Raw genomic sequence first — 23,358 nt, forward strand, 5'->3', positions numbered from 1 at the left:
CCCGGTGCGTCGGTGGCTGACGCGTTCGCCGGGTGCGTCAGTGGGTAGTCCCCGCCATGCGCTCGGTCCGGGACACCAGGGTCAGAAGGCCCGTGGACCTCGACCGGGAGCGGATCGCCGAGCTGGCGAAGGAGTTCCGGCAGCGGTCCCGGGCGACGGTGCGGGACCGCTGGCAGGCCGTGAAGTTCAACGTGGTGCTGGCCCTCCAGGCCGGGGTCGCGGCGGCGCTGGCCTGGGTCGGCTCGCACGAGTTCCTCGGCAACCCGTCGCCGGTCTTCGCCCCGATCTCCGCGATCGGCACCCTCGCCTCCTCGGTCGGCCAGCGGTTCCGCCGGACCATCGAGCTGATCATCGGGGTGGCGGTCGGCATCGGTCTCGGCGACGCCCTGGTCTTCGCCGCCGGTACCGGGCCGTGGCAGCTCGGCGTGATCGTGTTCATGGCGATCGTGGTCACCATCTTCCTGGGCGGCGGCCCGGCCGTGGTCACCCAGGCGGCGGCGACCGCCGTGCTGATCGTTACCGTCGACATGCCGACGGAGATGAACATCGAGGCGCCCCGGGTCGTCGACGCGCTGATCGGCGGCTTCGCCGGGCTGGTGGTGATCGCGCTGGTGCTGCCGTTGAACCCGTTGCGGGTGGTGGACCGGGCGGCCAAGCCGGCGCTGACCCGGCTCACCGAGGAACTCGCCGAGACCGCGGCGGCGCTGCGGGCCCGCGACCCGGACCGGGCGCAGGGCGCGCTGGACCGGCTCCGCGAGGTGGAGCGGCACCTCCAGGGTTTCGAGGAGGCGCTGGAGGGCGGCCGGGAGACGACGATCCTGTCCCCGGTGCGCTGGAGCCGCCGGGGAGCGCTCACCCAGTACGTCGAGAGTTCCGAGTACATCGACCACGCCGTGCACAACAGCGGCACCCTGGTCCGGCGGGCGGTCACCGCGCTGGAGGACGCCGAACCGGTCCCGGAGGCGATGTCGGAGGCGGTGGCGCTGCTCGCCGAGGCGGTTCGGCTGCTGCGCCGGGACCTCGGACTCGGGGTACGCCCGGAGGCGGCCCGGGAGCAGGCGTTGCAGGCGATCGGCCAGGCCGGTCGGGCGTACGCCGAGGGGGTCGGGTTCTCCGGCAGCGTGGTGGTCGCGCAGGTGCGTACCACCGGCAGCGACCTGCTCCGGGCCACCGGCGTCGATCGGGCGGAGGCGAACCAGCTGGTCCGGCGGGCGGCCGGCGGGCACTCCGGCGAGGCCGCCCGGCAGGCCGCCCGACAACCCGGCGACCGGGCGCCGGACGGCCCACCCGCGGCGGCGGGACCGGTGCGGTAGCCGGTCAGGCGGACCGGTGTGGGCAGCCGGTCAGCGGGACCGGCACTGCCACACCGGCCATCGGGACCGGTGCGGCAGCCGGGCGGGACGGCTGGTGGTGCCCGGTCGGGCGGGTGAGGACGGCTGGTGGTGCCCGGTCGGGCGGGACGGTTCAGCCCAGTGTCGCCAGGGCGGTCAGCAGGCGGTCGACGTGCGCGGGCGTACTGCCCAGCCCGATGCTCGCCCGCAGCGCCGTCGGCGGCAGGTCCCGCCGGCCACTGCGGGCAGCCGCCTCGGCGAGCAGCCGCCGGGCCAGCGGATGCGCGCAGAAGAGCCCGTCGCGCAGCCCGAGCTGCCAGCGCCGGGCGAGTTCGGTCGCGACCGCCGCCGAGTCCCGGCCGGCGACCACGAACGACACGATGCCGACCCGGGGCGCGGCATCGTCGAAGGTACGCAGTTCGAGCACGTCCGGCAGGGCCGCGAGCCCGGACCGCAGCCGGGCGAGCAGGGACTGCTCCCGCGCGTACAGCGCTGCCCGGTCCGCCTCGCCCAGCGCGGTGCAGACCGCGGCCAGCGCCACCGCGCCGAGCAGGTTGGGCGTACCGGCCTCGTGCCGGGCGCTGCCGTCCACCCAGCGCACGTCGTGGGTGGCCGCCCCGACGGCCAGGGTCGCACCGCCACCGGCCAGGTACGGCGCAGCGGCGTCCAGCCAGTCCGCCCGGCCGGCAAGTACGCCGATCCCGAACGGCGCGTACAGCTTGTGTCCGGAAACGGCGACGTAGTCGACGGCCAGCGTGGCGATGTCCAGTACGGCGTGCGGGGCGAGTTGGGCGGCGTCCAGCGCGATCCGGGCGCCGTGCCGGTGGGCGACCCGGGCCAGCTCGGCGACCGGCCAGCACTCGCCGGTGACGTTGCTCGCCCCGGTCACCGCGACCAGGACCGGTGCACCGCCCCCACTGCCCCGGCGCAGTTCCCGCAGCGCCGCGTCGACCGCCCGCACCGCCTCGGCGGCCGAGCCGGGCACCGGCAGCCGGACCGTGCCCGCCGGCCAGGGCAGCAGGTTGGCGTGGTGCTCGCTGGCGAAGGTCACCACCCGGCAACCGGGCGGCAGGGATCGGGCCAGCAGGTTGAGCGCGTCGGTGGTGTTGCGGGTGAAGACGACCGAGTCGTCGGGGCGTACCCCGAGGAAGTCGGCGACGCACTGCCGGGCCCGCTCGTACGCCAGGGTGCTGCGCCGGGAGAGTGCTCCGGCGCCCCGGTGCACGCTGCCGTACCAGGGCAGCAGCTCGGCCACCGCGTCGGCAGCGGCCCGCGCGCAGGGCGCGGTGGCGGCATAGTCGAGGTTGACCTTTCCCGGCACTCCGAGCACGGCGAGCGGCCCCGCCGTCGCGGCCCGGTCGACCGCCGCGGCGCGGTGTTCGGTCGGTGTGACGGTGCGACCCGGTTCGGCGGGCGCCGGGACGGGAACCTCGGGCGCGGAAAGGGAAATCATCGGGGCCACCTCCGGTGGTCAGGGACCCCGGGAGGGCGGGAGACGGGGTCCGCGCTTGCCCGGTGCGGAACCGCACCGAGCCCGGTCATCACCCGGGGCACCCCACCGCGAACCTCGACGAGGGTTGCCGGCCAGCAAGCCGGGGCTTGGACGCTGGCACTCGTGACCTGCCCGGAAGCATAACCGGGCCGGATGTGGTCGGGCCAGGCGGTTGCGAGGAACTACGCTGATCACATGGCCGACACCCCGCCCGGTCCAGCGGCGCCGCAGTCGCAGTCGCCGGCCTCGCAGTCGCTGACCTCGCAGTCGCCGACCTCGTCGTGGCCGCCCGCCGCGCCGCCGCAGCTCCCGCCGCCACCGGCCAGCGGGCCGGAGGCGGCGGCCTCCGAGCGGCCCAGCCTGGCCCGCCGGCTGACGGCCATCGGGGCGGTCACCCTGATCGTCGTCTGCGCGGTGTTGATGGCGTGGGAACTGGTGTCACCGGCCGGGGTGACGCCGCCGCTGATCGGACTGGCCGCGGCGGCGCTGCCGGTGCCGGTGCTCGTCGCCTGCTTCCTCTGGCTCGACCGGTACGACCCGGAACCGATCAAGTATCTCGCCTTCTGCCTCGGCTGGGGCGCGGCGGTGTCGACCTTCGCCGCGCTGCGCACCAACACCTTCGCCGGTGACACCCTGGAGCTGCCCCTGCCGCTGGTCGGGGTGCTGGTCGCGCCCTTCATCGAAGAGCTGACCAAGGCGCTCGGGCCGTTCCTGCTGCTGCTCTACCAGCGCCGCAAGTGGTCCGGGATCACCGACGGCATCGTCTACTGTGGCCTATCGGCGGTCGGCTTCGCGATGGTCGAGAACATCCTCTACTTCGGTCTGCACGGCTACGCCGAGGGCGTCGACCGGTACGGCCCGGCGACCGGCGCGCAAAACTTGTTCGGGATCTTCATCCTGCGGGTCCTGATCAGCGGCTTCGCCCACCCGCTCTTCACCTCGATGACCGGCATCGGGCTCGGCATCGCCGCCCGGTCGGCCAGCCGGCCGATCCGGATCCTCGCCCCGCTGGCCGGCCTGCTGCTGGCGATGATCCTGCACGGCGCCTGGAACCTGGCCGCCGTGCTCACCCAGCTCTCCGGCGAGCCGCTGATCCTGCTCTACACCTACGTCGGGCTGATGGTGCCGATCTTCCTGGGCGTGGTCGGCCTGGCCGTCTGGGTCCGCAGCTGGGAGGGGCGGCTGACCCAGCGCCGGCTCCCCGACTACGTCTCCGCGGGCTGGCTCACGCCGCCCGAACTGGCCGCGCTCGGCACCCTCGGCCGGCGGCACGCGGCCCGACGCTGGGCCCGCCGGGTCGCCGGTGACGAGGGCCTCAAGGCGATGCGGGCGTTCCAGGTCTCGGCGAGCCGGCTCGCCCTGCTCCGCGACGGCCTGGTGCGCGGGCTGCACAGCCGGCCGGAGCAGCTCGCCCGGAGGCAGGACGAGGAACGCCGGCTGCTGGACGCGATGCGGGCCGCCCGCACCGTCTTCGTCGGCCGCGATCCGCAGGCACCGGCCGGGATCTGGGACGGCTCCCGCTACCACCTGTCCTTCCCGGACGGCTCGCGGCGCACCCTGCCGGCACCGGCCGAGCCGGTGGTGCCGATCCCGGTGGTACTGCTGACGCCACCGCCCCCGCCCGCCCCGGTTGTTCCCGCCGGCTATCCACCCGGCCCCGGCCCCGGCCCCGGCCCCGGCCCCGGCCCCGGCCCCGGCCACGGCTCGTACCCGGGCACCCCGGGCCCGTACGGCGGGGCACCCGGACCGTACCCGGGCCCGTACGGCGGGGCGCCTACTCCGTACCCCGGTGTGCCGGGCGTACCCGGCGGCGGACCTGCCGGGTACCCGGGGACACCCGGCTCGTACGGCGGGCCGCCAGCGGCCGGCGGCGGGTGGCCGGGGTCGTACCAGCGCTGAGCGGGCCAGCCCGGCGGCCGGTCGGCGGGGCGGGCTGGCACCGCCCGGCCGGCGAGAGGCGGGCCGGTCGTCGGCCGGAACCTTCGGCGGTGCCGGCGGCGGACCTCTAGAGGTAGAGGCCGGTGGAGTCGGTCTCCACCCGCCGGGCGGCGACGGCGTGCACGTCACGCTCGCGGAGCAGCACGTACTCCCGGCCGTGCAGTTCGACCTCGGACCGGTCGTCCGGGTCGAAGAGCACCCGGTCACCGGAGACGATCGAGCGCACGTTCGGGCCGACTCCCACCGCGGTCGCCCAGGCCAGCCGGCGGCCCATCGAGGCGGTCGCCGGGATGACGATGCCGGCGGTCGAACGCCGCTCGCCCTCGCCGCCGTCCGCCCGGACCAGCACCCGGTCGTGCAGCAGGCGGATCGGCAGGCCGTTGTCGTTGTCTTCCTCGGCGATCACGCCCGGAACGGTACCGCGTGCCGCCACCAGGCAGGTTGTCGGCCGTCACCCCGCCGGGCGTTCCGAGCCGACCTGTGCCGGTGCGGCTACGGTAGGGAGGCCAATCCGCCGTGGGAGGTCCGCTTGCGCCGTTTCGAGCAGCTACGAGCAAGGCTCCGTCGCGCGTCCGGGTCCTCGTCGGACCCGTCCGGCGGCCAGGTCGCGGCGGCGAACCCGCCAGCGGTGACCACGCCCGAGCCGGCGCCGGTGGTGCCCGAGCCGGTCAAGGAGGAAGTACACCCGTCGACGTCGAGCCGGGACGACGCGGACGTGCCGCACGCGTTGCGGATCGCCGCCGCCTGGTCGTGGCGGCTGATCGTGATCGGGCTGGTCGCCTGGGCACTGCTCAAGGTGGTCGGCACGATCCGGATCGTGATCATCCCGCTGGCCATCGCCCTGTTGCTCTCCGCCCTGCTGGCCCCGCTGGTCGGCCTGCTGCTCCGGGCCCGGTTCCCCCGGTCCCTGGCCACCGCGGTGGTGCTGGTCGCCGGCCTGGCGGCCGTGGTCGGCACGCTCACCCTGGTGGTGAACGAGTTCGTCAAGGGCGTACCCGACCTGAGCCGGAACGCCACCGACGGCATCCGGCAGATCCAGGAGTGGTTGAAGACCGGTCCGCTGCACCTGTCGGACAACCAGCTCAACTCGTACATCGAGCAGGGCGAGCAGTGGATCAACGAGAACACCCAGGCGTTGACCAGCGGGGCGGTCTCCACCGCCGCCACCGTCGCCGAGCTGCTCACCGGTGCGCTGCTGGTGCTCTTCGCGACGTTCTTCTTCCTGCGGGACGGCGAGAAGATCTGGCGCTTCCTCGTCCGGCTGCTCCCGGTGGCCGCCCGCTGGCGGGTCGACGACGCGGGCCGGGCCTCCTGGGCGACGCTCGTCGCGTACGTCCGGGCGACCGTACTCGTCGCGTTCATCGACGCGGTCGGGATCGGCATCTTCCTGGTGGTCTTCGACATCCCGTTCGCGTTCCCGCTGGCCGCCCTGGTCTTCCTGGGTGCGTTCATCCCGATCGTCGGGGCCACCCTCTCCGGCGCGGTGGCGGTGCTTGTCGCCCTCGTCGACAGCGGTTGGGTACGGGCACTTGTCATCCTCGCCGTGGTGATCGGGGTGCAGCAGGTCGAGGGACACATCCTGCAACCGCTGATCATGGGCCGGGCGGTGGCGATCCACCCGCTCGCGGTGATCGTCGGTATCGCCGCCGGTGTGGTGCTGGCCGGCATCGTCGGCGCACTGGTCTCGGTGCCGCTGATCGCGGTGCTCAACACCGCGGTCCGCCGTTTGGCGCACCGCCGGACGCCCGAGGTGCCGCCGGACGCCGTGGTGGTCGCCGCCAAGGCCCCGTAGCCGGCCGCCGTACCCGGTGTGGCGCGGCGGCCGAGATGGCGCCGCGCCACCGGACGAGCCGGGGCAGGACCTGGCAGGACCAGCCGTCGGGGCAGGACCGGTCAGGATTTGCCGAGGCGCTCCAGGGCGCCCCGGGCGACGTCCGGCCGGGTGGTGTACCAGAACGGCGGCAGCGTCCTGCGCAGGAAGGCGCCGTACCCCCGGGCGGTCTCCAGCCGCGAGTCGAGTACCGCCACCACGCCCTTGTCCCCGGTGGACCGGATCAGCCGGCCGACCCCCTGGGCCAGGCGTACGGCGGCGATCGGCACGCTCACCGAGGCGAACCCGGAACCGCCGGAGGCGTCCACCGCCGCCGCCCGGGCCGCCGCCAGCGGCTCGTCGGGGCGGGGGAACGGCAGCCGGTCGATCACCACGAGCTGGCAGGCGTCGCCAGGCACGTCCACGCCCTGCCACAGCGACATCACGCCGAAGAGGCAGCTCGCCCGCTCCTCGCGGAACCGCCGGACCAGCAGTGGCAGCGCCTCCTCGCCCTGGAGCAGGATCGGCAGGTCGGTACGCGCCCGGAGCAGCTCGGCGGCCTGCAACGCCGCCCGGCGGGACGAGAAGAGCCCGAGGGTACGGCCACCGAGGGCGCCGACCAGGCCGAGCAGTTCCTCACCGGCCGCCGCCGGCAGGCCCGAGGCAGCCGGCCTGGGCAGGTGCGCGGCGACGTAGAGGATGCCCTGGCGCGGATAGTCGAACGGTGAGCCGACGTCGAGCGAGCGCCACCCGGCGTCCGCCGCCGCGCTGTCCGCCGCGCTGTCCGACCTCGTCCCACCCGCCTGCGTCCGGTCCGGCTTCGCCCCGTCCGCCTGCGTCCGGTCGGCCTGCGTGCCGCCCGCCTGCGTGCCGCCCGCCTGCGCGCGGTCAGCCTGCGTCCCGCCGGCCTGCGTCTGGTCCGCCTGCCTCCGGGGCGCCTCGCTGGGGCCCGTCGGCGTGCCGGGTCGGGCCGGATCCGGGCGTCCGGAGCGCAGTGCCGCCGCCCTGGGGTGTGGCCGGGTCGGGTCGGCCGCCGGCTCGGTCGGGGCGGCCAGCCCGAGAGCCCGGGCCACGGTGTCGAACCTGCCGCCGAGGGCGAGCGTGGCCGAGGTGGCGACCACGGTGCGGTCCTCGTAGAGGTGTGTGGAGAGGGTGCCGGCCACGGAGAGCGGGGCGACGACCAGAGCCCGCCGGCCGGCGCCACCACCGTCCGGCTTCTCCACCCAGGCCACGTCGTGCTCGGCCTCCTCCAGCAGCCGCTGGGCGGTCTTCGACAGGTCGTCGAGCACCGCCTTGGTCTGCTGCTTGCGCACCGGGTCGGGATCGTCGGCCTTGACGTCGCCGATCTTCTCCAGCGCACCCCGGGTCGCCGCGTCCAGCAGCGTGCACGCCTCGCGCAGCGGCCCCGGCAACTCGCCGGTGATCCGCCCGCCCGGCGCCTCGGCGAGCCCGACCGCGAGCGCGTCGCCGGCCGCGACCAGTGACTCGGCCAGCTCCGGGGTGAGCAGCGGCCGGCTGCGCCGGGCGGCCCGGTCGATCAGCTCCGGGATCAGCTCCGCCTGGGCCGCCGAGGAGACCCGGTCGGCCAGCTCGTGCGCCTCGTCGATCACCAGCAACCTGTGCGGCGGCACGATGTGCCGGCCGGCGAGCATGTCGACGGCGAGCAGGCTGTGGTTGGTCACCACCACGTCCGCCTCGCGGGCCCGGGCCCGCGACGCCTCGGCGAAACACTCGGCGCCGTAGGGGCAGCGGCCCGCGCCGACACACTCCCGGGCCGGCATCGAGACCAGCCGCCACGCCTGGTCGTCGACGCCGGGGTCGAGTTCGTCGCGGTCACCGGTCTCGGTCTCCATCGCCCAGTCCCGGATCCGCTCGATCTGCTTGCCGAGCCGCCCAGCCTCACCGAGCCACTTGACGCCACCGCCACCGCCACCGCCACTGCCACCGGCACCGCCGCCACGGCCGGGTGCGTCGAAGAGCGCGTCCTCCGGCTCGTCCTCTGTGGAGTTCTCCAGCCGGGCCAGGCAGAGGTAGTGGTGCCGGCCCTTGAGCACCGCGAAGGTCGGCCGCTGGCCGAGTACCGGGGTGACCGCGTCGGCGAGCCGGGGCAGGTCGTGCTCGACGAGCTGCGACTGGAGCGCGAGGGTGGCCGTGGAGACCACCACCGGGCCGTCGACGGTCAGCGCCGGGGCGAGGTAGGCAAGGGACTTGCCGGTGCCGGTGCCGGCCTGCACCAGCAGGTGCTCGCCGGAGCGGATGCTCTCCTCGATCGCGGTGGCCATCTGCTGCTGGCCCGGCCGCGCCTTTCCGCCGGGCACGGCGCCGACCGCCGCGGCGAGCAGTTCCGTCCCGCTGGGGCGGTCGCCCCGACGCCGTCGGCGGGACCGGGGTGCGGGCGGCCGACCGGAGTCCTCCGCCTCGGAACCGATCAGGGTGGGGGCGCTGGAGTCGGTGGCGGGCACGGTCACTGTGCGACCGTACCCGTCGAGCCCGACGCCGCCACGCTCCCTCGGCCCGGCGGGTCCCGACGGCCCGGACCGGTCCCTCGGACCAGGGGTGCCCGCCTGCCTCCCGGGCAGCCGGAGGGGTTGTGGATTTCGACGCCTACCGGACGCTTCGCGCACGGCGTGTATTGGGTTACATCGGTTAGGGTGCGGGCATGTCGAGCGATGTGGTCCGAGTCGTCTACCGGAAGTACGACGGCGCCGCACACCGGGACTACCCCGCCCGCAGGCTCGCCGAGGACGACCTCGGCGTGTGGCTCGGCGTGACCGCCGGGACGGAGTCGGTCTACCACGGCCGGCCCTCGGTGGAGCAGATCCCGTTCGTGCTGCTGGTGCCGCACGACGCCTGGTGGAGTGCGATGTTCAACCCGCCGCCCCGGACCAGCGAGGTCTACTGCGACATCGCCAGCCCGGCCCGCTGGGAGGGGGACACCGTCCACCTGGTCGACCTCGACCTCGACGTGGTGCGTCGGCGCGGCACCGGGCTGGTGGAGTTGCGCGACGAGGACGAGTTCGCCGAGCACCGGGTCCGGTTCGGTTATTCCGACGAGACGGTGGCGCAGGCCAGGGCGGCGGCGGAGTGGCTGCTCGGGGCGCTCGGCGACGGCACCGAGCCGTTCGCGACCGCGTACCGCAAGTGGCTCGCCCTGGTGGTCTGATCCCGACACCGCCCAGCCCCACCCAGCCCCACCCGCGCGGACGGCCGGGGCAGCGGCGCGGACGCCTGGCGGATGCTATGCCTGAGGCAGCCAGCGGTGCTCGTCGTGGGCGATCCGGGGCACCCGGGTCAGCTTCTCCGGGTTCAGCTGGTGGTAGACCGCGGTGATCCGGCCCCCGGCGGTGGCGAACCACATCACGCCGTGCAGCGGCTGGCCGGGCCGGTAGTCCCCCTCGATCTGGAGGCCGAGCGCGCCGTTGACGAGTACCGGTCGCATCCGCAGGTTCTCGGTCTCCCAGGCGGCCCGGCGGATCACCCCGAGCGCGAACCGGGCGACCTTGGCCGCGCCGACCACCGGCTGCCGGGTGGTCGGGAAGAGACCGCCGCCGTCGCCGACGAAGACCACCTCCGGGGCGAGTATCTCGAGCAGCCGCTCGGGTTCGCCGGACTCGACGGCCCGGAGGAAGGCGCTGACCAGCCGCTGGTGTTCGGCCGGGTCGGCGGGCTGGCGGGGGCCGTCGGCGGTGACCGCGCGCCGGGCCCGGGAGGCGAGCTGCCGGGCGGCGGCCGGGGTGGTGGCCAGCACCGTGGCGATCTCGGCGAACGGCACGGCGAAGACGTCGTGCAGTACGAACGCGACCCGCTGCTCCGGGCTGAGGCGTTCCAGCACGGTCAGCAGGGCGATGCCGACCTGTTCGGTGTGCGCGGCCCGCTCGGCCGGGTCGGGGGCGAACCCGTGCGTCCCGTCGGCGGCCGGGCCGGGCAGCCGGCTCACGATCGGCTCCGGCAGCCACTCGCCCGGGTACGCCTCCCGGCGTACCCGGGCGGAGCGGAGCACGTCGAGGCAGAGCCGGGCGGTGGCGGTGGTGAGCCAGCCGCGCAGGTCGCGTACCTCGGCGCGGGCCTGCGGGGTGGCCAGGGCGGCGGCGTACCGCAGCCAGGTCTCCTGTACGGCGTCCTCGGCCTCCGCCCGGCTGCCGAGCATCCGGTACGCGACCATGGTCAGATGTTCCCGTTCGGCCTCGAACTCGCTGGCCAGATCCCGCACCGCCGCCTCCTGCCGCCGTACGTCCCCTGTCGCGAGGTTAGCTCCGGCGCGGGGGCGGCCGCAGGCGGGTGTCCGCCGAGTTCGTGCCCGGACCGGGAGGTAAGGGTGGAACTGGGCGCCGACGGCGTGGCCGGGCGGTTGCCGGGGCGGCGAATCTCACACCCCTGTCGTTCGGGCCGGTTCGCCGGGGTTCGTGCCCTCGTGTCGGGGAATTAGGTGAACGTTGGGTGAATGACAGGTGAACCGCCCTCGACCAGGGGTGGGCGGGCGAGAATCCCGATCCGAGGTTTCCTAGCATTCCCCAGGGGCAGCCTCCTGCGGCCCGCCGCCACCCGTCCGCCGACCGCAACGAGGTACCCGAGCCGTGAAGTTTTCCCTCCGCCCTTCCGAGGGCGCCTTCTACGAGTTGTTCAGCAGAGCCGCTCAGAATCTGGTACGCGGTACCGAGCTGCTGAACGAGCTGGCCCTGCCCGGAGTCGACGTGCAGTCGGTGAGCGAGCGGCTCACCGAGGTCGAACACGACAGCGACCAGATCACCCACGACCTGTACAAGAAGATCAACTCTACCTTCGTCACGCCGTTCGACCGGGAGGACATCTACCGGCTCGGCTCGCTGCTCGACGACGTGATGGACCACCTGGAGGCGGTCGGCAACCTGCTCTACCTCTACGGGCTGACCAAGCTGCCGTCGCTGCCCCGGGAGATGCACGAACTGGTGAACGTCCTCGACCAGCAGGCCAAGCTCACCGCCGAGGCGATGCCCCGGCTGCGGGCGATGAAGGACCTGGAGGACTACTGGATCGAGTGCAACCGGCTGGAGAACGACGGCGACCAGGCGTACCGGATGCTGCTGGTCCGGCTCTTCTCCGGCGAGTACGACGCGTTGACGGTGCTGAAGATGAAGGAGGTCGCCGACGAGCTGGAGGCGGCCTGTGACGCCTTCGAGCACGTGGCCAACACGGTCGAGACCATCGCGGTGAAGGAAAGCTGACCCGCCGTGTCTCCTGAACTCATCGCCGTACTGGCGGTGATCGCCGTCGCGCTGCTCTTCGACTACACAAACGGGTTCCACGACGCCGCGAACGCGATCGCCACCAGCATCTCCACCCGGGCGCTGACTCCCCGGGTCGCGCTCGCCATGGCGGCGATCGGCAACTTCATCGGGGCGCACTTCGGCGCGGACGTGGCCAAGACGGTCGGCTCCGGTCTGGTCGACCTGCCGACCGGCGTCTCCAGCCTGGGCATCGTCTTCGCCGGAGTGATCGGTGCGATCACCTGGAATCTCGTCACCTGGTATTTCGGCCTGCCGTCGTCCTCCTCGCACGCGCTGATCGGCGGGCTGGTCGGTTCGACACTGGCCGCCTCCGGCACGGTGCTCTGGAAGGGCATCGGCGAGGACGTCGTACTGCCGATGATCCTCTCCCCGCTGGTCGGCTTCCTCCTCGGCTACCTGGTGATGGTCGCCGTGCAGTGGATCTTCCGGAACGGGCAGCCGGGCAAGCTGAACCGGGGCTTCCGGTGGGCGCAGACCGCCTCGGCGGCGGCGATGTCGATCGGGCACGGCATGCAGGACGCCGCCAAGACGATCGGCATCGTGGTGCTCGCCCTCTTCGTCGGCGGCTACCAGGACAGTGCCGAGCACATCCCGGAGTGGGCGTTCTGGACCTCGGCGACGGTGTTGGCGCTCGGCACCTACGCGGGCGGCTGGCGGATCATCCGTACCCTCGGTCGGAAGATCATCGACCTGCGTCCGCCGGAGGGCTTCGCCGCCGAGACCGTCGCCAGCGGCGTGCTCTACTTCAACGCCCTGGTGCTGGGCGCACCGATCTCCACCACGCACACCATCACCTCGGCGATCATGGGCGTCGGGGCGACCAAGCGGCTCTCCGCCGTCCGCTGGGGCGTCGCCGGCAACATCGTCGGCGCCTGGGTGCTCACCTTCCCGGCCGCCGGCTCGATCGGCGCCCTGATGTACTTCCTCGTCAACCCCCTCTTCTAGGCAGAAGGTGTAAGGAAGGGCCCCCGCTACAACAGAAAACGATAAGCGGGGGCCCTTCCTTTCACGGATACGTGACGCCGAGCTGTTCGCGGATGTCGTCGAGCAGGGCCATCACCTCGAGGGTCGCGGCGTGCGGCACCAGCGGGCTCTCCAGCAGCCCGGCGGCGAGGCAGCGCTGCACCTCGGCCGCCTCGTGCTGGTAGCCCGAGCCGGCCAGCTCGACCGGCAGCAGTTCCGGGTCGGCGCCGTCGCGCAGCAGGGTGACCTGGCCCGGCCGGTAGAACGGCGGGGCCAGCTCGATCCGGCCGGTCCGCCCGGTGACCGTCGCCGCCACCCGGGTCGCGCCGATCATGCCGCAGCTCAGCGTGGCGACCGCGCCGGAGTCGTAGCCGAGGATGACCCCGGTGTTCTCGTCCACCCCCTCCGGGCTGATCTTCGCCCAGGAGCGGACCTGGTCCGGCACGCCGAGCAGCAGGTGCGCCAGGCTGATCGGATAGACCCCGAGGTCCAGCAGCGCACCACCGCCGAGCGCGCGGGCCCGCATCCGGTGCTCCGGCGGGAACGGCCCGCCGACCCCGAAGTCCGCCTGCACGCCGGTCACCTCGCCGATCGCCCCGTCGGCGATCAGTTCCAGGATCCGGAGTACGGCCGGATTGCACCGCATCCACATCGCCTCCATCAGGAAGCGCCCCTTGGCGGTGGCCGCGTCGACGAGGCGCTGCGCGGCGGGCCGGTCCAGGGTGATCGGCTTCTCGACGAGTACCGCCCGGCCGGCGTCCAGGCAGGCGCTGGCGGCGTCGAAGTGCGCCGCGTGCGGGGTGGCGACGTACACCACGTCGAGGTCGTCGTCGGCGGCGAACTCCTGCCACGACCCGTACGCCCGGGGGATCTGGTGGCGGTCGGCGAAGGCGCGGGCGGTCTCCAGCGTGCGGGAGCCGACGGCGACGACCTCCGCGTCCGGCAGCAGCCGGAGGTCCTCGACGAAGGTGGCGGCGATGTAGCCGGTGGCCAGGATGCCCCAACGTGTCGTTCTCCCAGGGCTGTATCGCTGAGCCATGGCACCCCTTCAATCTGTCCCGGGCTGCCCTGGGTCGCCAGATTGGCTGTCGTGATGGCGTCTGCGGCGTGCGTGTCGCCCGCGCCGCGTCGCCTTGTCGATCTAGTGGGGAGTCTACGAACGCCGAGGAGAGCCGACAAGCGCCATCGGCGACTGCATGAGCGCCACGTACTCCGTGAGATACCGGTGGCAGCACCAACAGCTACGAGAACCAGATCTGGTTCACCGGCTGATCGCTGAAGTCGCTGTCGGCAGCCGGGCACACGCAGCGGCTACGATCCTCGAAGTGACCGAGCCGTCCTACTTGAGCGCCACCCGTGCCGCCTACGACACCGTCGCCGTTGACTATGCCAACCTCCTGAGTACGGAACCTCCGGAAACGCCGCTGGACCTTGCGATGCTTGCGGCGTTCGCGGACCTTGTGCGGTCCGTTGGCGCCGGCTCGGTCGCCGACATCGGTTGCGGCCCGGGCCGTATCACGGCACACCTGCGCTCTCTTGGTTTAACCGCTTTCGGCATCGACCTGTCGCCGGCGATGGTGGCGGAGGCTCGCCGGACGTACCCGGATCTGCGGTTCGACGACGGGTCCATGACCGAATTGGACCTGAAGGAGGGTTCTGTCGGCGGCATCGTCGCCTGGTACTCGATCATCCACACACCACCAGAGCTGTTGCCGGTGGTGTTCGCCGAGTTTCACCGGGTGCTGACTCCAGGCGGCCATGCGCTGATCGCGTTCCAAGCTGGCAACGAGCGTCTGCACATCGAGCCGGGGTACGGCCACAGTGTGTCGCTCGACGCCTACCGGTTGACACCTGATCATGTCGCCGAGCTGTTGCTGCAGGCCGGCCTGGTCGAACACACCCGGCTGCTCCGCGGGCCGGAGCCGCGCGAGAAGGTCCAGCAGGCCTTTCTCCTGGCACGCAAGCCCGGGATGTTGTAGTGCCCTGACACGCGTCCGCAGTGTGGGTCGCAGTGACGGTCGACGACAAGGCGGGGCCTGCCGACCGATGACCCGGCCGGCCCGTGCGTCACACGCGCAGGCACGACCGCCATGGGAGGTCCTGCGCCAGTGTAATGGGTCGGCCGGGTCTTGGTACTGGTGTCGCGAGCGGGGCCAAGCCGGCGGCCTCTGGCACCGGACTGCGCGATCAGCCGGCGGATGAGGGCGGGTATCCGGGTTCCAGATTCCAGCCGAAGGCGATGCCTTGACCCTGTTCGGCCGCGATCGCCGCGATGGAGTGGATCGCGGCGAGCTGCCACGGGTGGCTGTTGCCGTCGGAGCAGGTCGCCCCCGGCACGCGCCGGGCGGCCTCGATCTCGGCGATCGTGGCCGCCTGGTAGATCGGCTGGTGGCAGCTCAGGGCGTCGGCCAGCAGCCACGATTCGTCGGCGTCGAGCCACCCGCGGACGCCGACCGGTTGCTCCTCGTCTCCGGCGGTCCAGGCCATCGACCGTTCCTCCAGCCACTCCATCAGCTGTCTGACCTCGATGTCGTACGGGAGCATGGCTTCCGGCGAGTCCACACACCAGTCGAGCAGGCTGTGGCCGGCGACCGCGACGCCTTCGCCAAGGCAGGTCTGCTCCAGCACCGCCAGCATCAGGCTGCACAGGTCTTCCCATTCTGGCCTGCCCTCGACCGGCTCCGGCTCGGCCGCGGGGACTGGTGCCCGACCGTCCCCGGGCGGTGTTCGGACTCGCCGCTTCGGCCGTGGTGGATCTGGTACGGCCAGCTCGGACGGCCACCACCCGGTCAGGTCCGGAGCGGCCATCAGGGCCGCGGTGACGCGGCGCAGGTGCGGGGTGAAGCGGGGGACGGGAGCCGACATGGTGCTGGCCGGCCGCCACACCTGCGCCAGCCACGGCTCGGCCTCGTCGTCGCCGTGCAACTGGCGGAAGGCTGGGACCACCCGCTCGCGGAACTTCCGACAGTCGAACAGGTGCAGGCCGGCGTCAACGAGGTATTCGTCCACCATCCGATCATCGCACATGCTGTCATAAATCCTTATCGATTGCCGCGCCGGGCCACGCCGCAAGCCCGGCCGGGCCTCTCCGCCCTGCCATCCGACCGAAAGCCGGTCCCGCCCGTGGTGCTGAGTCATCACGGGCGGGACCGGCCGACCCGGCCTTATCCTCGCCGCCGCCTCGAACCGGTGGCGCCGCCCGGTCAGCGGATCCGTAACCTGTGCGCTCCGGCGTCCACCGTTCCCGCGAACAGCCAACGGCCGTCCGGGCTTACCGCCAGGCTGGTCACCGAGGCGGCCTGTAGCCCGCCCGAGATGTTCTGCCAGGTCCGTCCGCCGTCGGTGCTGCGCAGCACGCCCCGGCCGTTGCGGGGCAGGCCGTAGGCGACGTGGGCGTCGGTCCCGGCATAGAGCGTGCGGGGCTTCCCGGGCACGGCGACGATGTCGCTGACCCGCATCGGCAGCCCGCCGGTGTCGGCCACCGCGAACGTACGCCCGCCGTTGTCGCTGACCCGGATCTGCTCGCCGCCCGCCACGACTCGGCCGTCGGCGCCGACGTACACCGCGTCGACGGCGCCGCCGACCTTCGTGATCGTCTGACCTAGGTCATCCGACCGGTACAGCCCGTCGGCGGTACCCAGCCACAGCCGGTCCGGTCTGGCCGGGTCACCGGCCACCGCGGTGAAGGTGTGGTCGTGGTACAGGTTCTTCCAGGTCGTGCCACCGTCCCGGGTGACGGCCAGGCCGAAGCCGTACCCGGCGTCGAAGATGCCCGCGACCACCCGGTTGGTGTCGGCCGGGTGGACGTGCAGGCTCGTCACCCGACCCCAGACGCGCCGGTTCGCGGTCCAGGTGGCGCCACCGTCGGTGCTGCGCTGAAGCTCATCCTCGGCGCTGAACGGATAGGCCAGGGACTTCCACATCACCCGGGGATCCCGGGCCGCCCCGGCGAGCAGGCTCTCCGTGCCGGTCAGCCGGCCCTCCTCCGCGGTTCCCCACTCGGTGTCCGTCGGCCGGAGCTGCCCGGTCGGCAGGGGGCGGCGGTAGCTGTCCGAGTCTGTCGAGACGACGAGCGCCGGTGCGCCGTCCGCGCCCTGGCCGACGACCAGGTCGTATGCGGTCAGCCCTGGCACGCCGAGCCGGGTGTAGCTGGCGCCGCCGTCCGCGGTGCGGAACAGCCCACCCCGCTCAGCGGAGACCAGCACGGTGCCGGGCTGGCCGGGCCAGCGGTCGAAGTCGCTGTCCATCGGTCCCCGGACCGGTTTCGCCTGGATGGTCCAGGTACGCCCGCCGTCCCGGCTGACGTAGTCCTCGGCGAAGCCGCCGGCGTACGTGTCGCCGTCGAGGAGTTCGAGCGTGCCGGCCCCTGAGCCGGGCAGGATGCCGAGCTGCTGCCACTGGCCCGCCGGGTCGGTGGCGCCCCAGACGGTACGGTCGCTGCGTACCGCGATCGTCCGGTCGTCGTTCGCGTCGAGCCCGCGGACCTGGTCGGTCCCCGACTCGTGCACCCGGCGGGCCGGCTGTGGTCCACCGGTCATCCCGGGAACCGCGAAGACCGTCCGGAGAGTGGCTACCACCAGGGTGTTTCCGCTGATCGCGGCCGAGACCAGGGCATCGTCCCAGTCCTGCGGGTACGCCGTCCAGGTGCGTCCCCGGTCGTGGCTGAGGTGGAACCCGTCCGCGGTCACCGCGATCAGGGCCCGGCCGTCCGTGGTGCTCAGCAGGTGGTAGATGTGCGTGTCCGGGAAGTCCAGTGTGGTCCAGGTTCTCCCCCTGTTCTCGGTGAACAGGATCTTGCCTTGGTACGTCGGGTCGAACAGGTGGTTCAGCGCGCCGCCGGACCGGCCGTTGACGGCGTACCAGATCCGCTGGTCGTCGCGGGGGTCGACGACCACCGAGGCCCGCCCGCCCCTGGCCACCGGCAGCCGGTCCACCCTTTGCCAGCTCTCGCCCCGGTTGTCGGTCAGCCACAGTGCCGCCGAGGCGGACGTCGTCAGGATGCCCCGCTGGGGCGCGTTCGGAATGGTGGTCAGCTGCCAGGCGCTCGAGTTCGGGCCGGCCATCTCCCAGCGGTCCCCGCCCGTCCGGTTCTCTGGCGGGACGACCTCGAAGGCGTCGGCCCCGATCAGGCGTTGTCCGGTGGCTGTCGCGGCTCGCGCCTCGACCCGGTAGACGCCGTCCTTCTCCACCTCGATCTCGGCCCTGTACCAGGAGTCGTGGTCGTGCCGGGCGACCACCTCGAACGGCTTGCCCCGGCGGGGCACCACCCGGACCGTCGGCTCCCCGCGCAGGGGCGCCGGGCTGAAGACGAACGCCTCGGTACGGCCGTCGGAGGGGTCCGGAGTGCTGTGCACGATCAGTGGCCGGACCGCCAGCAGGTACGGCACCCGCAGGTCGGCGTCGCCCGGCAGGTCGGCGGTGAGCCAGCCGGACAGCTCGCTGTCCCGGGCCAGGTCCACGCTGCCGGCCACTACCCGTACCGTGACGGTCACCGCGCCGCCGGCCGGGATGGTCGCCCGGTCCGGGGTGACCTCGACGGTGCCGATCGAGCCGCCGGCCCGGGTCGCACCGAAGCGTACGGCGGCGGGCTTGTCGCCCAGGTTGCGGACCCGGACCGTCCCGCTGGCCCTGGTTCCCGTGCCGGACATGTCGGCCAGTCCCAGGCTCAGCGTCGCCGGCTCGGCGACCACCTCGGTGACGACCGCGGCGGCGACGTCGAGCCGGCCGGCGCCCTGCTCGGTCGGGCCGAGGTCGGCCAGCGGTTTGGCCGAGCCGACCAGCGCCGACCGGAGGTCCGGCACCGACAGGGTCGGCCGGGCCTGGCGTAGCAGCGCGGCGGCTCCCGCGACGTGCGGGCCAGCCATGCTGGTGCCGCTGAGCCGGAATTCGCCGGGCGCCCACTGCCGCGTCGGCCAGGTCGACCGGATCTCCACGCCGGGGGCGGTCAGGTCCGGCTCGAGCGTGAACCGGTCGCTCGGTCCCCGCGAGCTGAAGCTGGCCAGCCGGTCGGTCGCGTCCGTACCGCTGATGGAGACCCGTACGGGCCCGGCGGCCAGGTGGCGGGTCAGTTCGTCGCGCTGGTTCGGGTCCATTCCCAGCACGACCAGCTTCTCCAACCGGAAGCTGTCGCCGGAGTCCTGCGTGCCGGGCCGGGCGAGGACCTCGCCGGCCGCGTCGCCGCCGACGGTGCCGGTGGCCGTTCCGGTGGTGGCGTCCCAGCTCATCGGCCCAGCGCCGCCTCTGGGGTAGGTCAGCGCGGCCAGTACGCCGCGGCGTTCCAGCTCCCGCGCCTGCTCGATGAACGAGGGCGAGGTCCACTCAGGAGTTTCCGGCGGGTCGGCGATCATCATGACGATCTTGCCCCGCAGGTCGCCGGCCCGGTCGAGTTCCTCCTTGCCGCCCATGCCGACGTCCACCACCTCGCCGCGCAGCGGCTGTGCCGGCGGCCCGGCCGAGACACCGGCCCGGTAGGTCTGCAGCGGTGCCTGTACCGGCTCCTCCAGACGGGCTGTCGGGAGCCGGAGGCCGCTCACCGAGGCGCCGACCGAGATGACCCCGTCGGCGGCGGCCGGCGATCCGATGGTCTGCGCGGCCGGCCCGGAGTTGCCGGCCGAGGCGACCACCACGACGCCGGCCTCGGTGGCGGCGGTGGCGGCCCGGCCGATCAGGTCCGTACCGTCGCCGGGGGCGCCGAGGCTCATGTTGATCACGTCGGCTCGGTGCGGGTTGGCCGGATCGACCGCCGCCTCGATCCCGGCGAGGATCCAGGAGTCGTACCCGGCGCCGTCGCCGTCCAGCACCTTGTAGGCGGTCAGCTCCGCCTCCGGCGCCACCCCTGTCACCGCGCCGTTGCCGGCCACGATCCCGGCCACGTGGGTGCCGTGCCCGTTGTCGTCCATCGGGTCGGCGTCGCCGTTGGCGAAGTCGTACCCGCCGACCACCCGTCGGCCAGGGCCGAAGCCGCCGCCAAGGCTGGGGTTGGTGTAGTCGACACCGGTGTCGAGGATGGCGACGGTGGTCCCGTGCCCACGTACCGCCCGGCCGTCGGCGTCGCTGCGATCCCACACCTGCGGTGCGCCGACCAGCGGCACGCTGTGTTCTACGTGCGCCCGCACCGGGCGGTCCTGGTGCACCGCCGCCACACCGGGCAGGCCGCGCAACCGGGCGAGCTGCGACTCCGACACCCGCATCGCGATGGCGTTCGTGAGCAAGGTCGTCGAGCGGTGCTCCCGTACCGTGATCCCGGCCTGGTCCGCGCGGTCCAGCAGCGTCCGATGCTGGCCGCTCAGGGTCTGCCGGGCGGCGGCGAGCCGCTGTGCCGTTGCGGCGTCCAAGGTCAACGCGGTGGCGCCAGCGGCCGCTGGCACGGCCGTGATCGCCGCCGGGCCGGTCAGCTCGACGATGACCCGGCGCAACGGTTCGTCGGCGGCCCGCGCCGGATCGGCCGGCACCACCGGACCGGTCACCACCAGAAGTACGCCGAGCCCGGCGGCCATCCACCGTACTCCAGCACCCCGGTGTCCCGTCGTCCACCGCAGCTCTCGTCGCATCGTTCCTCCTGCTTCCACACCCGGTGCTATCTGTCCTAGCGGTACGACCAGGGCGAACGCTATGATCTTGCCTGGCCTATTGCGGTCGACGGCACCCTTGGGCCACCCTTGATCGCATGCTTGAGCCAGGATCCACCCGGCCCGAGACGCGCCCGTTCGACGAACTGTCCCTGGCTGATCCGTCCGCGCCTGGCTCGCCAGTGGTCGGAATGCCAGCCGCAGAGATGCCAGCCGCGCAGGTGCCGGCGGCCGAGGTGGCGCTGGCCGGCGCCGGCCTCAACGCGTCCGACGAGGCGGTCTACCGAGCGGTGCTCGGCCGGCCGGCGACCACCCCGGCCGAGGTGGCCGCGGTGGTCGGGCAGCGGGCCGAGCGGGTGGTGGCCGCGCTCGACCGGCTCCGCGCGGCTGGCCTGGTCACCAGGCTCGCCGGTCGTCGCCGTCGGTACGCCCCGACCGAACCCCGATCGGCGCTGGAGTCGCTGCTCAACGCCCGCCGGGCAGAGTTGGACCGGGCCCGCGACACGATCGGCGAACTGGCCGAGCTGTTCACCGCCGCCCAGTCCGACAGCCGGTCCGCCGAGATGATCGAGGTACTGATCGGACGCGCTGCACTCGGCGGCTGGTTCGTACGAATGCAGCGGGACGCTCGCGAGGAGATGCTGACCCTCGACCGACCCCCGTACGCCCTTGCCGCGTCGAATCCGATCGAACCGGTGACGCTGAGCCGGGGCGTCCGGTACCGCGCCGTCTACGCCCCGCAGGCGCTGGAGGTACCCGGCGCGTTGAACGAGATCGACCAGCTCATCGCCCGGGGCGAGCAGGCCCGGGTGCTCCCCGGCCTGCCGATCAAACTCGCGATCGCGGATCGACGGATCGCGCTGCTGCCGCTGACGCTCGACATGACCAACGTACGGGCCATCGTCGTGCACTCGTCGACACTGTTGGCCGCACTGCTCGACCTGTTCGAGAGCTACTGGCAGCAGGCGCTGCCGCTGCGGGGACTCCCGGGCGGCGACACCGACGCGCTCGACGACCTGGCCGAGGACGACCAGTCGTTGTTGCGGTTGCTGGTCAGCGGCCTGAAGGACGAGGCGATCGCCCGACAGCTCGGCTGGTCTCTGCGGACGATGCGGCGGCGGATGCGGCGGATGCTCGACCAACTCGGCGCTGAAAACCGGTTCCAGGCCGGCGTGCGGGCCGCCCGCCGGGGCTGGCTCTGACCGATCCGGCAGCTCGCAAGCTGGTCCGGACGCCTCGCGGTACGCGAGATCGCGGCTGCGCGGACCGGCGAACTACCCTCGCTGCATGACCAGCTTTGCCGCCCCGGAGTCGATTGCCGCACACGCCCGCCGGTTCTACGCGGAAGGCGAGACGCCGGCGCCGCCCCGGCCGGCCGCGACCGTACTGCTGCTCCGGCCGGACCCGTCCCGCCGGTCAGGCTTCGAGGTGTACATGATCCGCCGCGCCGTTGGCATGACCTTCGGCGGCATGTACGCCTTCCCCGGCGGCAGCGTCGACCCGGGCGACTCGGAGATCCGGCTCGACTGGAGTGGGCCGGATTCCGCCGGTTGGGGCGACCGGCTCGGCCTGGCCGCCGAGGCGGCCCAGGCGGTCGTCTGCGCGGCGGCCCGGGAAATCTTCGAGGAGGCGGGCGTGCTGCTCGCCGGCCCGCACCCGGAGGCGGTGGTCGGGGACGTCAGCGGCGAGGAGTGGGAGCGGGCCCGGCAGGCGCTGGTCAACCGGCGCACCGGCTTCGCCGACCTGCTCCGGGATTGCCGGCTCACCCTCCGCTCCGACCTGCTGCTGGCATGGAGCCGGTGGATCACCCCGGAAGTCGAGCCGCGCCGCTTCGACACGTACTTCTTCGTCGCGCTGCTGCCGGCGGGGCAGCGGCCCCGGGACGTCTCCGGAGAGGCCGACCACACCACGTGGATCCGGCCGGCGGACGCGCTCGCCCGAACGGAGGCGGGGGAGATTTCGATGCTGCCGCCCACCATGATCACACTGGCGGAGATTGCCGCCTGCCCGGACCTGGCCGCCGTGCCGGCCGCCGCCGCCGGACGGAACCCGGCAGAGCCGATCTTGCCCCGTATCGAGTTGGCCGGAGACCTCGCAACCGCTCGTATCCACCTCGACTGATCCGGGGAAGGTGCGTGCAAGGAAGGGCCCTTCCTCTACAGCGAACGATAAGAACGGGCCCTTCCTCGCACCTCAGTGTGCGTTAGCCGAAGCGGCCGGTGATGTAGTCCTCGGTCTTCTTCACGCTCGGGTTGCTGAAGATCTTCTGGGTGTCGTCGTACTCGATGAGCCGGCCGGGGTCGCCGGTCCGCTCGATCGTGAAGAAGGCCGTACGGTCCGAGACCCGGGCCGCCTGCTGCATGTTGTGCGTCACGATGATGATCGTGTAGCGGTCCTTCAGCTTGAACATCAGGTCCTCGATCGCCAGCGTGGAGATCGGGTCCAGGGCCGAGCAGGGCTCGTCCATCAGCACCACCTGCGGCTCGACCGCGATCGTCCGGGCGATGCAGAGCCGCTGCTGCTGGCCGCCGGACAGGCCCGCGCCGGGCTTGCCGAGCCGGTCCTTGACCTCGTCCCAGAGGTTCGCCGAGCGCAGTGCCCGCTCCGCCGCCTCCGCCAGGACCGACTTGCGGCGTACCCCGTTGAGCCGCAGCCCGGCGACCACGTTGTCGAAGATCGACATGGTCGGGAACGGGTTCGGCCGCTGGAAGACCATCCCGATCATCCGGCGGACGGCTGTGACGTCCACGTCCCGCTCGTAGATGTTCTGGTCGTCGATGGTGAGGCTGCCCTCGACCCGGGCGGCGGGCAGCACCTCGTGCATCCGGTTGATGGTGCGCAGGAAGGTCGACTTGCCGCAGCCCGAGGGTCCGATGAGCGCGGTGACGGTCTTCGGCTCGACGGTGAGGTTGATCTCCTCGATCGCCTTGAACGAGCCGTAGTACGCGGTGACGCTCGTCGCGTCGATTCGCTTGGCCATGATCATTCCTTC

Annotated in this window: 17 protein-coding genes and 1 riboswitch; of the genes, 9 read left to right on the top strand and 8 right to left on the bottom strand. The window is 72.9% G+C overall.

Annotated features, from left to right (window positions below):
• Positions 1–92 precede the first annotated feature (92 nt).
• The gene (locus tag O7626_RS37345) at positions 93–1,313 is read left to right on the top strand and encodes an FUSC family protein (protein WP_278065643.1); all 1,221 of its coding nucleotides are present in this window, start codon (positions 93–95) and stop codon (positions 1,311–1,313) included.
• Between the two features lie 151 nt (positions 1,314–1,464).
• On the opposite strand, the gene O7626_RS37350 is transcribed toward O7626_RS37345, so the two are convergent.
• Entirely contained in the window at positions 1,465–2,784 is a 1,320-nt protein-coding gene (locus tag O7626_RS37350; RefSeq protein WP_278065644.1) for an aminotransferase class V-fold PLP-dependent enzyme, read from the bottom strand.
• Between the two features lie 46 nt (positions 2,785–2,830).
• Positions 2,831–2,952: riboswitch (SAM riboswitch) on the bottom strand.
• A 66-nt stretch (positions 2,953–3,018) separates the two neighbouring features.
• Between O7626_RS37350 and O7626_RS37355 the strand changes: the two genes are divergently transcribed.
• A complete protein-coding gene (locus O7626_RS37355) occupies positions 3,019–4,722 on the top strand; it encodes a PrsW family intramembrane metalloprotease (protein ID WP_278065645.1) in 1,704 nt (567 codons plus the stop codon).
• A gap of 106 nt (positions 4,723–4,828) precedes the next feature.
• Here the strand turns inward: O7626_RS37355 and O7626_RS37360 are convergent, their stop codons facing one another.
• Positions 4,829–5,167: a co-chaperone GroES gene (locus tag O7626_RS37360; protein WP_278065646.1), complete on the bottom strand. Its 339-nt coding sequence runs from the start codon at positions 5,165–5,167 to the stop codon at positions 4,829–4,831.
• Positions 5,168–5,290: 123 nt separating this feature from the next.
• Here O7626_RS37360 and O7626_RS37365 point away from each other — a divergent pair, with 123 nt between their 5' ends.
• Complete coding sequence (locus O7626_RS37365; protein ID WP_278065647.1) at positions 5,291–6,553, top strand: AI-2E family transporter; 1,263 nt, start codon at positions 5,291–5,293, stop codon at positions 6,551–6,553.
• 101 nt (positions 6,554–6,654) lie between these two features.
• On the opposite strand, the gene O7626_RS37370 is transcribed toward O7626_RS37365, so the two are convergent.
• A complete protein-coding gene (locus O7626_RS37370) occupies positions 6,655–8,913 on the bottom strand; it encodes an ATP-dependent DNA helicase (RefSeq protein WP_347404882.1) in 2,259 nt (752 codons plus the stop codon).
• 317 nt (positions 8,914–9,230) lie between these two features.
• On the opposite strand from O7626_RS37370, the gene O7626_RS37375 reads away from it, so the two are divergent.
• The gene (locus O7626_RS37375; protein WP_278065648.1) at positions 9,231–9,734 is read left to right on the top strand and encodes a DUF402 domain-containing protein; all 504 of its coding nucleotides are present in this window, start codon (positions 9,231–9,233) and stop codon (positions 9,732–9,734) included.
• A 75-nt stretch (positions 9,735–9,809) separates the two neighbouring features.
• Here the strand turns inward: O7626_RS37375 and sigJ are convergent, their stop codons facing one another.
• Entirely contained in the window at positions 9,810–10,781 is a 972-nt protein-coding gene (gene sigJ / locus O7626_RS37380) for an RNA polymerase sigma factor SigJ (RefSeq protein ID WP_278065649.1), read from the bottom strand.
• A 364-nt stretch (positions 10,782–11,145) separates the two neighbouring features.
• Here sigJ and O7626_RS37385 point away from each other — a divergent pair, with 364 nt between their 5' ends.
• Positions 11,146–11,772: a DUF47 family protein gene (locus O7626_RS37385; RefSeq protein WP_278065650.1), complete on the top strand. Its 627-nt coding sequence runs from the start codon at positions 11,146–11,148 to the stop codon at positions 11,770–11,772.
• Between the two features lie 6 nt (positions 11,773–11,778).
• On the top strand, positions 11,779–12,780 hold the full coding sequence (locus tag O7626_RS37390; protein WP_278065651.1) for an inorganic phosphate transporter: 1,002 nt from the start codon (positions 11,779–11,781) through the stop codon (positions 12,778–12,780).
• Between the two features lie 61 nt (positions 12,781–12,841).
• Here the strand turns inward: O7626_RS37390 and O7626_RS37395 are convergent, their stop codons facing one another.
• Entirely contained in the window at positions 12,842–13,837 is a 996-nt protein-coding gene (locus tag O7626_RS37395) for a Gfo/Idh/MocA family oxidoreductase (protein WP_278065652.1), read from the bottom strand.
• A gap of 286 nt (positions 13,838–14,123) precedes the next feature.
• Here O7626_RS37395 and O7626_RS37400 point away from each other — a divergent pair, with 286 nt between their 5' ends.
• Positions 14,124–14,777, top strand: a complete 654-nt coding sequence (locus O7626_RS37400; protein ID WP_278065653.1) for a class I SAM-dependent methyltransferase — start codon at positions 14,124–14,126, stop codon at positions 14,775–14,777.
• A 208-nt stretch (positions 14,778–14,985) separates the two neighbouring features.
• On the opposite strand, the gene O7626_RS37405 is transcribed toward O7626_RS37400, so the two are convergent.
• Entirely contained in the window at positions 14,986–15,825 is an 840-nt protein-coding gene (locus O7626_RS37405) for a hypothetical protein (protein WP_278065654.1), read from the bottom strand.
• A 176-nt stretch (positions 15,826–16,001) separates the two neighbouring features.
• On the bottom strand, positions 16,002–20,348 hold the full coding sequence (locus O7626_RS37410) for a S8 family serine peptidase (protein WP_278065655.1): 4,347 nt from the start codon (positions 20,346–20,348) through the stop codon (positions 16,002–16,004).
• A gap of 224 nt (positions 20,349–20,572) precedes the next feature.
• Between O7626_RS37410 and O7626_RS37415 the strand changes: the two genes are divergently transcribed.
• Together O7626_RS37415 and O7626_RS37420 are read left to right on the top strand one after the other, a co-directional pair.
• On the top strand, positions 20,573–21,568 hold the full coding sequence (locus O7626_RS37415) for a helix-turn-helix domain-containing protein (protein WP_278065656.1): 996 nt from the start codon (positions 20,573–20,575) through the stop codon (positions 21,566–21,568).
• A gap of 85 nt (positions 21,569–21,653) precedes the next feature.
• Positions 21,654–22,487, top strand: coding sequence for an NUDIX hydrolase (locus tag O7626_RS37420; RefSeq protein WP_278065657.1), 834 nt, complete (start codon positions 21,654–21,656; stop codon positions 22,485–22,487).
• 82 nt (positions 22,488–22,569) lie between these two features.
• Here the strand turns inward: O7626_RS37420 and pstB are convergent, their stop codons facing one another.
• Complete coding sequence (gene pstB, locus O7626_RS37425; RefSeq protein ID WP_278065658.1) at positions 22,570–23,346, bottom strand: phosphate ABC transporter ATP-binding protein PstB; 777 nt, start codon at positions 23,344–23,346, stop codon at positions 22,570–22,572.
• Between the last annotated feature and the right edge of the window lie 12 nt (positions 23,347–23,358).

It is taken from the genome of Micromonospora sp. WMMD1102, from assembly GCF_029626265.1.
Lineage (GTDB): Bacteria > Actinomycetota > Actinomycetes > Mycobacteriales > Micromonosporaceae > Plantactinospora.

What these genes read in the sequence shown, in the direction of transcription:
- O7626_RS37405 (WP_278065654.1), bottom strand. Translation starts at nt 15,825, where the DNA reads ATGTGCGATGATCGGATGGTGGACGAATACCTCGTTGACGCCGGCCTG.
- pstB (WP_278065658.1), bottom strand. Translation starts at nt 23,346, where the DNA reads ATGGCCAAGCGAATCGACGCGACGAGCGTCACCGCGTACTACGGCTCG.
- O7626_RS37395 (WP_278065652.1), bottom strand. Translation starts at nt 13,837, where the DNA reads ATGGCTCAGCGATACAGCCCTGGGAGAACGACACGTTGGGGCATCCTG.
- O7626_RS37350 (WP_278065644.1), bottom strand. Translation starts at nt 2,784, where the DNA reads ATGATTTCCCTTTCCGCGCCCGAGGTTCCCGTCCCGGCGCCCGCCGAA.
- O7626_RS37410 (WP_278065655.1), bottom strand. Translation starts at nt 20,348, where the DNA reads ATGCGACGAGAGCTGCGGTGGACGACGGGACACCGGGGTGCTGGAGTA.
- O7626_RS37355 (WP_278065645.1), top strand. Translation starts at nt 3,019, where the DNA reads ATGGCCGACACCCCGCCCGGTCCAGCGGCGCCGCAGTCGCAGTCGCCG.
- O7626_RS37375 (WP_278065648.1), top strand. Translation starts at nt 9,231, where the DNA reads ATGTCGAGCGATGTGGTCCGAGTCGTCTACCGGAAGTACGACGGCGCC.
- O7626_RS37415 (WP_278065656.1), top strand. Translation starts at nt 20,573, where the DNA reads ATGCCAGCCGCGCAGGTGCCGGCGGCCGAGGTGGCGCTGGCCGGCGCC.
- O7626_RS37420 (WP_278065657.1), top strand. Translation starts at nt 21,654, where the DNA reads ATGACCAGCTTTGCCGCCCCGGAGTCGATTGCCGCACACGCCCGCCGG.